We start from the raw sequence: 11,843 nt of genomic DNA on the forward strand, positions 1-11,843 counted from the left end.
ACTCTCTTCGCACTACGGGACGGGTCGCCGCGCGTTTGGCGCGTCCGCGAACGGGTGCCGTTATTGCCCTAGACATGAGATCCGCCCTGTGCTGGTTCGGTGACCGAAACGAGTTCGCGTGCACCGAGATCGAGTAGTTCGCGGGCCAGTTCGCGGCCCAGTTCCTCGGCCCGGTCGGGTGACCCGACGATCGACGCGCGAATGGTGTCGCTGCCGTCGATGGCCGCGACGCAGCCGCGCAGCGACAACTCGTCGAAGATGCGGCCGTCCTCGTCGATGGACTCGACGACCTCGGCGATCGCACCTACCGGCGCGGTGCAGCCGGCTTCGAGTTCGGCGAGCAGTCCGCGTTCGGCGGCCACTGCGGCCCGCGAATGTGCGTCGTCCAGTGTGGCGATTGAGGCGGCGAGATCGGTGTCGCCACTGCGACATTCGACGGCCAGTGCCCCCTGTGCGGGTGCCGGCAGCAGCTGCACCGGATCCAGCGCTTCGGTGACGACGTCCAACCTGCCGATACGGGCCAGTCCCGCCCGCGCGACAATGACGGCGTCGAGCTCACCCGAGGCCACCTTGCCGATGCGGGTATCGAGGTTGCCGCGCAGGGGTCGAACGTCCAATCCCTGTCCGAGAGCACGCAATTGAGCAATACGGCGGGGCGCGGAGGTACCCACCTTCGCGTCGGCCGGCAGCTCACCGAGCACGAGCCCGTCGCGGGCCACCAGTGCATCGCGGGGATCTTCACGCGCCGGAATGGCAGCGATGGTGAAGCGCTCGTCGGCGGCGGTCGGCAGATCCTTGTACGAGTGCACGGCGATGTCGACGGTGCCGTCGGCCAGGGCCTCACGCAACGCCGCGGTGAACACCCCGACGCCGATGGTCTGCACCGGTGCAGCCGACAGGTCGCCTGCGGTCTTGACGATCACCAGTTCGGCTTCGACTCCCGCCGCAGCGAGAGCCACCCGAACCGTATCGGCCTGAGTGGTCGCGAGAAGGCTTCCGCGAGTACCGATCTTGACGACGCCGGTCATTCCTGATCCCCCTCGGCGGTAGTTCCGGGGCGAAGATCGGTACGGCTTGCCGTGAAGTCGTCGACCAACTCCAGGGAACCGATTTCCATGGGAGTCGCCACGGCCTCGACCGAACCAGGGCTGAGCTCGAACAATTCGCGCAGCGCCGCAGCATAGGAATCTCCGCCGGGAGTGCTGGCGAGCTGCTTGACGCGCACCGTCGGTGAATGCAGCAACTTGTCGACGACGCGGCGCACTGTGCGGGCCACTTCGTCACGCTGCGGGGAGTCGAGCCCGGGCAGCCGCGACTCGAGCCGCAGCAGTTCCCCCTCGACCACCTCGGCGGCGCGCTGGCGCAGCGCCGTGACGGTGGGGGTGACCTCGGCAAGTCGTTGTCCTGCAAGGTAACCCGAGAGTTCGTTGGAAACGATCTCGCGTGCGGCCGACGCGTCGTTCGCGGCAGCTCCGGCAGCGGGGTCGCGCTGCAGGGATTCCATGTCGAAGACGGTGATGCCCGGCAGACCGGAGACGGCCGGGTCGACGTCGCGCGGCAGTCCCAGGTCGCAGATCACGAGCGGCCGGTCTGCGTCGCGGCGGGCGAGTGCGAGGTGGGCGTCGGCGATGGAGACGACGGCCCCCACCGCACCGGTACAGGTGACGAGGATGTCGGCGGCGGCCACTGCGTCGGCCAGGTTCTCGAGCGCGACCGAGGAGGCGGTGATTCCGTTCGAGACGGCGTTCTCGGCCAGGTGGTCGGCTCGTTCGCGGGTGCGGTTGACAACGGTCAGCGCCTCGATTCCGGCGCGGCCCAGGTGTGCGACGGCGAGTCCGCCCATCGCTCCTGCGCCGAGGACCACAGCGGTGCGGCCGCGGAGCGAGCCGCCGAACACGTCTGCGGCGCGGTCGAGAGCGACGGACACCACCGAGGCTCCGGCGGCGTCGATGCCGGTTTCGCTGTGCACGCGCTTGCCGACTCGGAGGGCCTGCTGCGCGAGTTCGTGCATGACGCGGCCCGATGCCTGCTGACCGTCCGAGGCGGCGTAGGCCGATCGAATCTGGCCGAGGATCTGCTGCTCTCCGATGACCATCGAGTCCAGGCCACTGGCCACGGCGAACAGGTGCTCGACGGCTGCCTCGCTGTACCGAACGTAGGCGTGCTTGGTCAGGTCGGCGATTTCGAGGCCGGAGTGCTCACCGAGAACTTCGCCGACGGCGGTCAGTGCGCCGTGGAACGCGTCGACGACCGCGTAGATCTCGACGCGGTTGCACGTGGAGACCACCATGACCTCGGAAATGTTTCCGCTGGCCATCAGTTTGTCGGTCAGTTTCGGGCGATCGGTGTCCGTGATGGCGACACGCTCGAGGACTGCGACGGGAGCGCTACGGTGCGATATCCCGACGAGAAGGACACTCACGGTGCAATCACCGATCCGTTTCTTGTCGAACTGTTGACTGGGCTTGGATTACCGGCGATGCGCGGGCCGTGACTGCGACCCAGACGCGAGGTGGAAGGCAGTGGTGACGCCGACACGGGCGTCGGCACCGGGGCCGTCACGATCGTCGGCCCGGACACGTTGCGGGAGCTGTTGAAGGACAGAACCTGCATCTCGACGGCCAGGTCGACTCGGCGTACCTCGACGTGGTCGGGGACGTCGAGCACCATCGGCGAGAAGCTCAGGATGCACTCGACTCCGCCCGAAACGAACCGGCCCGCCACCTGGTGGACGGCCTCGTCGGGAGTGGCGATGACACCGATGGTCGCCTCGAGTTCGCGGCAGGCGTCTTCGAGCTCGTCGATATGCCGAACGGTGAGTCCCTCGACCTCGGTGCCGACTCGCGCGGGGTCGTTGTCGAACAGGCCGACCATGGTGAATCCGCGACGTGCGAAACCGCCGTATCCGGCGAGGGCCTGACCGAGGTTGCCCACACCGGCCAGTACGACGCGGTGGCCACGGTCGAGCCCGAGAGCACTGTCGATCTTGGCGCGCAGGCGCGCGACGTCGTAACCGACTCCGCGCACACCGTTGGGTCCGAGAAACGAGAGATCTTTGCGCAATTTCGCAGATCCGACGCCTGCTGCGGTGGCAAGCTCTTCACTCGAGACGATGAGAACGCCTTCGTCTGCAAGGATCGAGAGGACCCGCAGGTATGTCGCGAGACGAGTGACCGTAGCCTGAGGGATGACCCGCTCTACGCCGCTGGGCGACGGGCGCTCTTCGGTCACGTCTGGGGCTCCTCGTCCGAACGGCGTCGATGCCGGTCTTCACGCTGATCCTGCGTTCGTGTCTATTTCACGAATGCTGTTCACACCACGGTAACTGCTTGTGAACGAATGAACAAAGTTGCGCATACCGGCCCTCACCTGCACACGGAGAGCAATCACACGTTCTTAGGGTGCCCTGCCCGGCCCAGATCGGCCCGCAATCGGGGCACGTCGACCTCCCAGTAACTGTGCTCGACACCGTCGAGTAGCACCACGGGCACTCGGTCGCCGTACTCCGCGCGCAGGTCAGGCGATTCGGCTGCGGCCTCGTCCACGTCGATGACCGTCACGGCGACGCCGAATTCGGCGCACACCTCGTGGAGCACCGCGGACGCGTGGGTGCAGGAATGGCAGCCTGCGCGGGTGAGAAGTGCCACGCCGGACGGAGTCGTTTCCATCCGTCCACTCTGACATGCCGGTAACAGAGACGAAGGTCACAGCTGCGCGGTGCGTCGGGAACTGTTCATCGTCGGTAGGTGCCGTCGTGCGACGCTCGTGTCGGACACACGCATTAGGCTGCGAGTGACGTACTGGCGAGGGAGGTGGACGTGGTGACTGACGGGGGCACAGACCTGCCGATCGAGGACACGCCCGATGTCGACATGGTCGACACGAACGATCCGGACGGGGACAAGCAGCGCAAGCGGCGTATTCGCCGGATTCGCAATCCGTTCGGCCCGTCCGATGCGGAGGTCCGCGCCAACGTCGCGGGTGAAGCGAGCGCCGATGCCGCTCTCGCCCTGCAGGTCGAGTCCGAGGGAGCGGTTCCCCGCGATCTGACCGCAGCCGCCTTCTTCGACGTGGACAACACCATGGTCCAGGGCGCGTCGATCATCCACTTCGCGCGCGGACTCGCCGCCCGAAAGTACTTCACCACGGGCGACGTGGCCCAATTCGCTTGGCAGCAAGTCAAATTCAGGGTCAGCGGCAAGGAGAACAGCGAGGACGTGGCCAGTGGCCGCGAGAAGGCGCTCTCGTTCATCACCGGTCGTCCCACTGCCGAACTGAGCCGGCTCGGCGAGGAAATCTACGACGAGATGATCGCCGACAAGATCTGGGCGGGCACCCGTGCCCTCGCCCAGATGCACCTCGACGCAGGTCAGCAGGTGTGGCTGGTCACCGCCACTCCCCTCGAACTGGCGCAGATCATCGCCAAGCGGCTGGGCCTGACGGGCGCGCTGGGAACTGTCGCCGAGAGTAAGGACGGCGTCTTCACCGGCCGTCTCGTCGGCGACATCCTGCACGGCATCGGCAAAGCTCATGCGGTGCGGTCGTTGGCCGTACGTGAAGGCCTCAACCTCAAGCGGTGCACCGCGTATTCGGACAGCCACAACGACGTGCCGATGCTCTCTCTCGTCGGTACCGCGGTCGCGATCAACCCCGATCCGGACCTGCGTGAGCTGGCGAAGAACCGCGGCTGGGAAATTCGCGACTATCGCACCGGACGCAAGGCCGCCAAGATCGGCGTTCCCACTGCGCTGGCCCTGGGCGCGGTGGGCGGCGGTCTCGCCGCGGTGATCGGTCGCCGCAAGGCCTGACCTCGCCCGTCCGTCGGGTCAGAGCGTCAGTTGCATCAGGGTCAGGTCCAGCCAGCGCCCGAACTTGACCCCCACCTCCGGCATCTGTCCGACGCGAACGAAGCCGAACTTCTCGTGCAGTGCGATGGACGTGGTGTTCTCGGATTCGATGAACCCCACCAACACGTGGATGTCGCCGCCTCTGGCCCGGTCGATCAATTCGCTCAGCAGGGCACTGGCCAGGCCGCGGCGATAGAAGTCGCGGTGGATGTACACCGAATGTTCCACCGAGTGCCGGTAGCCGCTCTTGACTCGCCACTGGCCGTACGACGCGTAGCCGGCGACCCGGCCGTCGACCTCTGCGGTGAGTACCGGGTACCCGGCAGCGATCCGTCCCTCGAACCACGCTGTGCGATCGGCGAGGTCCACCTGTTCCTCGTCCCAGATGGCGGTGGTGTTGGCGACCGCATCGTTGTGGATGTCGAGAATGTCGGGGAGGTCTTCTACCGTGGTGTCGCGAATATGCACTGGCAGAGGATAACCCGAGCTATCCGAGAAAGACGTTGCGTCTCTTGGCAAGCAGTCGGTACAACGTGTGCTGAATGGTTTCGCGCACGTGGTCGGTCAGCTCGAAGAGCACCATCGGATCCTCGAACGCGGTGGCGTCGTAGGAGTCGGTGTGAATGGGCTTGCCGAACTCGATGTACCACTTCGACGGCAACGGAATCAGGCCCAGCGGCCCGAGGTGCGGGAAGAACGGTGTCACCGGGAAGTACGGCATCCCCATCAGTCGTGCCAGCGGGGCGATGTCGCCGATCTTCGGGTAGATCTCCTCTGACCCGACGATGGAGCACGGAATGATCGGCGCACCCGTTCGCAGCGCAGCCGAGACGAAGCCGCCGCGGCCGAACCGCTGCAACTTGTACCGCTCGCTGAACGGTTTGCCGATGCCCTTGAAGCCCTCCGGGAACACGGCGGCAACTTCCCCGGTGCGCAGCAGCCGCTCCGCGTCGGGATTGCACGCCAGCGTATGCCCGGCCTTGCGGGCGATCGTGCCGACGCCGGGCATCTCGAATGCCATGTCGGCAGCCAACATTCGCAACGGCCGGTGGGCAGGGTGATGATCGCGCACGGCAACCGACGTCATCAGCGCGTCGACCGGTACGACTCCGGCGTGGTTGGCCACGACGAGCGCACCTCCCTCGGCGGGGATGTTCTCGATGCCCTTGACCTCGACGCGGAACCACTTGTCGAACAGCGGACGCAGCAGCGGCAGCCAGACGGCATCGGCGAAGTGCGGGTCGTAGCCGAACTCGTCGACGCTGTAGTCGCCGGCCAGGCGTCGACGCACGAATTCGGCGACCGAGGAGATCTGGTCGACGATCGCGGTCTTGGTGTCGTCGATCATCGACAGCACGGGTGCCGCTTCTGCGGCGATCGTGGCCGCAGAAGCGGCGGGGGTCGGGTCCACCAGCGGCGTCGGCTCACGTGGATCGGCGTAGGCCGATGGGTGCCGCTCGCGTGAACCCTGCGCTGCGCGGGCGGACCGGGCGGACGCGCCGCCGTGCAAGGGAATGACTTTGGCCACGTCGCTCACCTGTCCGCTCCGGATTCTCGCGCCGTGTCGGCACTGCCGAGCGAGGCCAGTACGCGCGCCGCGGACGCCCCCGTGTCGACGGCCCCGAGCAGCCGATTCTCGATCGCGTCGACCCATTCGGTTCGGACGACCGGCCGAAGAGCCGCGCCGCGCACGAAGTCGTCGAACGCCTGGACTGTGGTCCACCGAGGCTCGAACCCGAGCACGGACCGCATCCGTGTGGTGTCCAGCCCGCAGCCGAAATGGAAGTAATCGAGTTGCTCGGTCGTGAATTCGCGCATCATTCCGCCCATGAGCGCCCGCCCCACGCTCTTGAACAGTGGAAACGGCACCGGAACCTGCACGCGACCGGCACGTCGAATCGCCTGCGACAGCATGATGGTGCCGTCGGCACCGATGTTGAACGTGCCCGCCGGCCCGCCGATGGTCGCGCGTTCGAGGGCCGCAAGGGCGTCCTCCTCGTGCAACAACTGCATGCGCGCGTCGCGTCCGACGATGCTCGGGATCAGCGGTGACGTCATGTACCGGGAGATGGTGCCGTTGAGCCGCGGGCCGATCAGTGGGGCCATACGCAGGATCGATACCGCGATATCCGGGCGACGACGACCGAGTCCGCGAATGTAGCCCTCGATGTCGATGGTGTCCTTGGCGTACGCGCCGCTCGGTGGGCGTCGGGCACTCATCTCCTCGGTGAATTTCACCGGATCCTTGGCGCTGCATCCGTATACCGAGGACGACGACCGCAGGACCACCTTCTCCACGGTCGGCGACTTCTGGCACACCGCGAACAGCTGCATGGCTCCGATGACGTTGAGGTCTTTCATCGTCGCGCGGCCGCCGGATTTCGGAGGCTTGGCGACCGTGGCCGCATGCACGACGGTATCGACGCCGGCGTTACGAATCACCTTGCCGATCAACGGGTTTCGAATATCGGCACGAACGAATTCCGCGCGACCCATACGTCGCAGCAGATCTTTGCTCGGAGATTTCTCGTCGACAGCGATGACACGTTCGATGCGAGGGTTCTGAGCGAGCCGGGTAACGAGGTATCCGCCGAGGAATCGACTGGCACCGGTCACGAGCACCACCCGGGGCGCGGCAACACCACGATCGCTCGGACTCACTGCGCCTCCCCAACTTCGGCTCCCGTGCCGAGCCTACTGGATCGACAGGTTTCCGCGAGGTCTGAAAGGAAAGGAGGACTGGAAGGAAAGATGCAACTCGCCTTCGAACGAGCAGAGCCCGCCACCGATGGTGACGGGCTCGGCCGTGAAGCAGATGACGGCAGGCTTATTTGCCGAGTTTCCTGCGCTGCACGCGGGTACGACGAAGCAGCTTGCGGTGCTTCTTCTTCGACATGCGCTTGCGACGCTTCTTGATCACTGAACCCATGCGGGTGTCCTCACGTTCTTCTCTAGCGTTTTCGCGCACGCCGTTTGCGTACGCCTACCTGACAACCAAGCCCGAAGGCTTCGAGCCAACAACCTTGGTCACCGAGCTGGCGCTGGGGCCACGTACTCGCCCACGGCTGCACACCGGCTGGCTGGCACGACGAACGCCAATCCTACCGGTGTGAGCCGTGACTTACGAAACCGGCCCGGTCTTACGACCTAGCTACGTGCACTAGCCTGCGTCGAAATACGAGGTCTCGAGATAGTCGTGTACCGCCTTGGCGTGCACACGAAAAGATCGACCCACCCGTACTGCGGGCAGCTCTCCGCCGTGCACCAGTCGGTACACGGTCATTTTCGAAACTCTCATCAGAGTCGCCACCTCGGCGACAGTGAGGAACTGTGTTCCGGCCAGAGCCGGTTGACCGTCCGGGGACGAACCCTTGGACGGCTTGTTTATAGACGCCATCAATCCACTTACCTCCGGCACGTCTCATGCGGCAGGCTTCCCCTCCTGCCGAACAGACACGCACGTGCTGCCCCCGAGCCTATAGGGACAGATGGGGTTACTGCGACGGGTGTGGGGAAAAGATTTTTTATTCTGCTGTGATGCCCATCTCAATCGATCGGGCGTTGGCGGCACCGAGAGCATCGAAAAACGCAGCTCGGAGGCCGTTTCGCTCCAATTCGCGTACCGCCGCGGCGGTCGTTCCGCCCGGGGAGGTCACGGCATACCGAAGCTCGCTGGCGGACTCGTCCGAGCGATCCAGCATCGCTCCCGACCCCACCATCGTCTGTGCGACGAGTGCAGACGCGACATCCCGGCTCAATCCCAGGCCCACTCCCGCGTCGATCATGGCCTCGGCGACCAGGAAGAAATAGGCCGGACCGGACCCGGACACGGCCGTCACCGCATCGAGCTGATGTTCCTTGACGACGACGACCTTGCCGACGGCCGAGAGGATGGAACGCACGAGCTCGAGGTGCTCGGCGCGGGCGTACTTCCCCGGCGCAAGCACACTGACGCCCTCCCCCACCAGCATGGGGGTGTTGGGCATGACCCGTACGACCGGGAATCCGGCGGGGAGCTTGGGCTCGAACTTGGCGGTGGGCACTCCTGCGGCGAGCGAGACGATGAGTTGTTCGCGGTCACCGTCGAGCTCGATCTTGGTGATCTGATTCAGGGCGCCTTCGACGTCGGCCGGCTTGACCGCCAGCACGATGACGTCGGCTCCCTCGGCCGCGTCGGCGACACTGGCGGTCAGCACTCCGAAGTCCTTCGCGATCTCTTTGGCGCGCGGCTCGGACTTCTCGGCGACCACGAGGTCGCGCACGGCGTGACCGGCCTCGAGGAGTCCCGCAATCAATGCCTCGCCGATCCGTCCGCCACCGATCACTGCAATTCTCGTCATACGGCCAAGCCTGCCATGTCAGTTCGAGCGCGGCACCATCGCCAACTGTCGGCTCTGCACCACCACGGCACCGGTCGAGTCGAGTATCAGGTGGTCCTCCTCGAACCAGGTGCTGCCGATGACGGAGCTGGTCGCTGCCACTCGCAGCCACCCGGGAGCCGGGCGGCGACGCAGATATGTCGTCAGCTGGACCGTCGGTGCCCAGCCGAACATTCCGCGGTTCATCGTCACCGGGGCCGAGATGTCGCCTGCCATCAACGCGAAGAGCACCGACGTGTCGGCGTCGGCTTCGTCGCCCGCGAAGGGGCGCACCCACAGTCGAATTTCGGCCTCACCCTGCTGACCGGTGAGAAACGATGCCGACGACGGTTCGATCCGCATCTCGCAGCCCTTGGCGACGTGCACGATCGACGCCATGGGGTGATCGCCTGCCACCGCGAGGGTGTCCGCAGGAGGCTCCGCGGCCATCGACGTCAGCGACAACGGGGTTTCGTGGTTCGGTTCCTCCGAGTCGGGCCGACCGAGGGTGACCACCGCCCGCACTGCGACGCGTCCGGCCTGAGTCAGCTCGACGTCGACGTGCGAGACCTGCCTGCCGCGCTTGCGCACGATCGTCGTGAGCGCCACTTCGCCTGGGTCGGGCGCGGCCAGATAGCTGACGCTGACGGCCAAAGGCTGGATCTCGACCTGGGCCGGGTCGATCAGCACGATCTGCTGACGCGCGGCGGCCGCGCAGATGGCGAGCATCGCCCCGCCGTGCACTTTGGGGCCGATGGTCCAGGTGGAATCGATCGCACCGGCGAAGGACGCCGTGTCTGCGGAGACGTCGAGTGGGACCAGTGTGGTTGCGGCCCGGAACGGGCTGGTGGAACTCATTCCGGACAACTTACCGGCAGTCAGGACAGGTGTGCGCGGGCGAACTGCAGCGCCTGGTCCAGCATCGACGAACGCTCGGGCACCGTGCGCGCATTCTGAGTGTTGATCTCGATGACGGCTTGGCCGTCGAATCCACGCCGCACCAGTTCGGTGCAGACCTGGGCACAGGGCTGGCTGCCGTGCCCCGGGATCAGATGCTCGTCCACGGACGCGCCGCGGCCGTCGGCCAGATGCAGGTGCGCTATCCCGTCGCCCATCCGGTCGAGCATCTCGAGTGCGTCCGAGCCTGCGGTCGCGGTGTGCGAGAGGTCGAGTGTGTAGTGGCCGTGACCGACGTCGGTCGGGTCGTACGACGGCGAGAACGCCGACAGCGCCGCTCCCGGGCCTCCGCGTCGTTCCAGCCGTTGGGCGGATTTCTCCTTGCGACCGAAGAATCTGTCGGCACGCATCGGGAACATGTTCTCCACTGCGACCACGACGTGGGAGTTCGATTCCAGTTCCGCCACCTGATCGGCGAATCCGTCGCTGTACTTGCGCTGCCAGCGGAAAGGCGGATGCACGACGACGGTCGCCGAACCCAGCTTCTCGGCCACTTCGACCGACCGGGCCAGTTTGACGATCGGATCCGATCCCCACACCCGCTGTGAGATCAGCAGACACGGCGCATGGATGGCCTGCACCGGTATCGAGTACTCACGTGACAGCGCAGCCACCGCATCGACGTTCTGACTGATCGATTCGGCCCACACCATCAGTTCGACGCCGTCGTAACCCAGATCGGCGGCATAGCGAAACGCTGCCTCGGTGTTCTGCGGGTACACCGAGGCCGTGGACAATCCGACCTTGATTCGCTTCGCCGCCATCGTTGTCGAAACTCAGCCGGTACTGAGCTGGAAGGCCAACGGACCGAGCGTGACGAACACACCGACGGCTATGGCAATGACGATCGAGACCAGATCGTCGGTACGCCGGAGAATCCTCACCACCGCGACGAGACCGACGATGACCAGCACAGACAGCACCAGTGCCACCCATGGCAGCACGTCCCACAGCTGCTCGAAGCCCTTGAACAGCAGCGCACCGACGACGATCGACACCACTGCCTGCCCGATGAGCACCAGCCACTGCCGAACCGCGCCGCCCTTGCCCTTGACCGGGGACTTGTCCTTGCTTCCCGTGTCCTTGCTCGCCGTGTCCTTGCTCGCCTGGTCCTTGCTCGCCGACTTGCGTCGATCGGCACGCGAGCCGGTACTCGGGGTGTCGGCGGTCTTCGGGTCGGCAGGGTCGTCGTCGGTGGTCGGCTTCGTGAGGTCGACTACCTCGGGTATGACCTGAGTGCCGGCCTCGTCGGCCGATTCATCATTGGTCTTCTCGTCAGCGATCTTCTTGTCAGCGGTCTTCTCGTCGTCGACCTCGATGCCGCGCGTGATGCGCGGGGTGACCGCGGTCTTCGCCAGGTCGTCCACCTCGACGAGAGCGGCATGTGGGCTCTCCACGAGCGGCGCACGCGAGGTGACGTCGGTCTTGGGTTCGGCGGATTCGGTCGAACGCGGCGGCTGGAATCCCGCCGATCGACGGGCCCGTCCCTGCTCGGCCTGAGTCGCCCCGTACGGGCGTCGCTCCGATCCCTGCGCGGCAGGAGCAGCGGGCCGCAACCCGCGCGCGGTGTCGTCGTGCGATCGATTGAGCAGGTCTCCGGCGACGGTCGTGGAGCCCGACAGCAGTTCCGGTTCGGGCTGCTGCTTGTCGCGCTTGCCTGCCGGTTGGTACGGGGTCGGGC

14 protein-coding genes are annotated in these 11,843 nt (G+C 66.0%); 1 reads left to right on the forward strand and 13 read right to left on the reverse strand.

What is annotated here, in order from left to right; all coding sequences use genetic code 11:
• Nucleotides 1–68: 68 nt before the first annotated feature.
• The 4 genes from hemC to J1M81_RS11260 all read right to left on the reverse strand — a co-directional run bounded on the left by hemC (nucleotide 69) and on the right by J1M81_RS11260 (nucleotide 3,668).
• Complete coding sequence (gene hemC / locus J1M81_RS11245; protein ID WP_027498348.1) at nucleotides 69–1,028, reverse strand: hydroxymethylbilane synthase; 960 nt, start codon at nucleotides 1,026–1,028, stop codon at nucleotides 69–71.
• Entirely contained in the window at nucleotides 1,025–2,422 is a 1,398-nt protein-coding gene (locus tag J1M81_RS11250) for a glutamyl-tRNA reductase (protein ID WP_032390607.1), read from the reverse strand. Before J1M81_RS11250 ends, hemC begins: the two co-directional genes overlap by 4 nt.
• Nucleotides 2,419–3,231: a redox-sensing transcriptional repressor Rex gene (locus J1M81_RS11255; RefSeq protein ID WP_027498350.1), complete on the reverse strand. Its 813-nt coding sequence runs from the start codon at nucleotides 3,229–3,231 to the stop codon at nucleotides 2,419–2,421. The genes J1M81_RS11250 and J1M81_RS11255 overlap by 4 nt, the downstream gene beginning before the upstream one ends.
• 155 nt (nucleotides 3,232–3,386) lie before the next feature.
• Nucleotides 3,387–3,668, reverse strand: a complete 282-nt coding sequence (locus tag J1M81_RS11260) for a glutaredoxin family protein (RefSeq protein WP_027498351.1) — start codon at nucleotides 3,666–3,668, stop codon at nucleotides 3,387–3,389.
• Between the two features lie 204 nt (nucleotides 3,669–3,872).
• Between J1M81_RS11260 and J1M81_RS11265 the strand changes: the two genes are divergently transcribed.
• A complete protein-coding gene (locus J1M81_RS11265) occupies nucleotides 3,873–4,808 on the forward strand; it encodes an HAD family phosphatase (RefSeq protein WP_045840673.1) in 936 nt (311 codons plus the stop codon).
• Between the two features lie 18 nt (nucleotides 4,809–4,826).
• Here J1M81_RS11265 and J1M81_RS11270 read toward each other — a convergent pair whose 3' ends face one another.
• The 9 genes from J1M81_RS11270 to J1M81_RS11310 all read right to left on the reverse strand — a co-directional run.
• Nucleotides 4,827–5,315 (reverse strand): GNAT family N-acetyltransferase, encoded by a 489-nt coding sequence (locus tag J1M81_RS11270; RefSeq protein ID WP_032365213.1) that lies wholly within the window; start codon nucleotides 5,313–5,315, stop codon nucleotides 4,827–4,829.
• 19 nt (nucleotides 5,316–5,334) lie between these two features.
• On the reverse strand, nucleotides 5,335–6,384 hold the full coding sequence (locus J1M81_RS11275) for a lysophospholipid acyltransferase family protein (protein WP_027498354.1): 1,050 nt from the start codon (nucleotides 6,382–6,384) through the stop codon (nucleotides 5,335–5,337).
• A complete protein-coding gene (locus tag J1M81_RS11280) occupies nucleotides 6,381–7,508 on the reverse strand; it encodes an NAD-dependent epimerase/dehydratase family protein (RefSeq protein WP_228139283.1) in 1,128 nt (375 codons plus the stop codon). Before J1M81_RS11280 ends, J1M81_RS11275 begins: the two co-directional genes overlap by 4 nt.
• Before the next feature lie 166 nt (nucleotides 7,509–7,674).
• Nucleotides 7,675–7,776: a 30S ribosomal protein bS22 gene (locus J1M81_RS11285; RefSeq protein WP_003402602.1), complete on the reverse strand. Its 102-nt coding sequence runs from the start codon at nucleotides 7,774–7,776 to the stop codon at nucleotides 7,675–7,677.
• A 231-nt stretch (nucleotides 7,777–8,007) separates the two neighbouring features.
• Nucleotides 8,008–8,244 carry a helix-turn-helix domain-containing protein gene (locus J1M81_RS11290; RefSeq protein ID WP_008713658.1) on the reverse strand — a complete coding sequence of 79 codons (237 nt, stop codon included), beginning with the start codon at nucleotides 8,242–8,244 and terminating at the stop codon, nucleotides 8,008–8,010.
• 127 nt (nucleotides 8,245–8,371) lie between these two features.
• The gene (gene proC / locus J1M81_RS11295) at nucleotides 8,372–9,187 is read right to left on the reverse strand and encodes a pyrroline-5-carboxylate reductase (protein ID WP_027498355.1); all 816 of its coding nucleotides are present in this window, start codon (nucleotides 9,185–9,187) and stop codon (nucleotides 8,372–8,374) included.
• Nucleotides 9,188–9,205: 18 nt separating this feature from the next.
• On the reverse strand, nucleotides 9,206–10,063 hold the full coding sequence (locus tag J1M81_RS11300; protein ID WP_032369773.1) for a thioesterase family protein: 858 nt from the start codon (nucleotides 10,061–10,063) through the stop codon (nucleotides 9,206–9,208).
• A 20-nt stretch (nucleotides 10,064–10,083) separates the two neighbouring features.
• Complete coding sequence (locus J1M81_RS11305; RefSeq protein ID WP_032365210.1) at nucleotides 10,084–10,926, reverse strand: sugar phosphate isomerase/epimerase; 843 nt, start codon at nucleotides 10,924–10,926, stop codon at nucleotides 10,084–10,086.
• Nucleotides 10,927–10,938: 12 nt separating this feature from the next.
• Nucleotides 10,939–11,843, reverse strand: a 905-nt coding sequence (locus J1M81_RS11310; protein ID WP_241257844.1) for a hypothetical protein, incomplete at its 5' end; no start/stop codon positions are given.

Origin of the sequence: Rhodococcus sp. KRD175, assembly GCF_017168275.1 — a bacterium.
Taxonomy (GTDB): domain Bacteria; phylum Actinomycetota; class Actinomycetes; order Mycobacteriales; family Mycobacteriaceae; genus Rhodococcoides; species Rhodococcoides fascians.

Bases quoted from the DNA above. Each gene is read 5' to 3' on its own strand.
- J1M81_RS11290 (WP_008713658.1), bottom strand. From the start codon at position 8,244: ATGGCGTCTATAAACAAGCCGTCCAAGGGTTCGTCCCCGGACGGTCAA.
- hemC (WP_027498348.1), bottom strand. From the start codon at position 1,028: ATGACCGGCGTCGTCAAGATCGGTACTCGCGGAAGCCTTCTCGCGACC.
- J1M81_RS11305 (WP_032365210.1), bottom strand. From the start codon at position 10,926: ATGGCGGCGAAGCGAATCAAGGTCGGATTGTCCACGGCCTCGGTGTAC.
- J1M81_RS11260 (WP_027498351.1), bottom strand. From the start codon at position 3,668: ATGGAAACGACTCCGTCCGGCGTGGCACTTCTCACCCGCGCAGGCTGC.
- J1M81_RS11265 (WP_045840673.1), top strand. From the start codon at position 3,873: ATGGTCGACACGAACGATCCGGACGGGGACAAGCAGCGCAAGCGGCGT.
- proC (WP_027498355.1), bottom strand. From the start codon at position 9,187: ATGACGAGAATTGCAGTGATCGGTGGCGGACGGATCGGCGAGGCATTG.
- J1M81_RS11300 (WP_032369773.1), bottom strand. From the start codon at position 10,063: ATGAGTTCCACCAGCCCGTTCCGGGCCGCAACCACACTGGTCCCACTC.
- J1M81_RS11285 (WP_003402602.1), bottom strand. From the start codon at position 7,776: ATGGGTTCAGTGATCAAGAAGCGTCGCAAGCGCATGTCGAAGAAGAAG.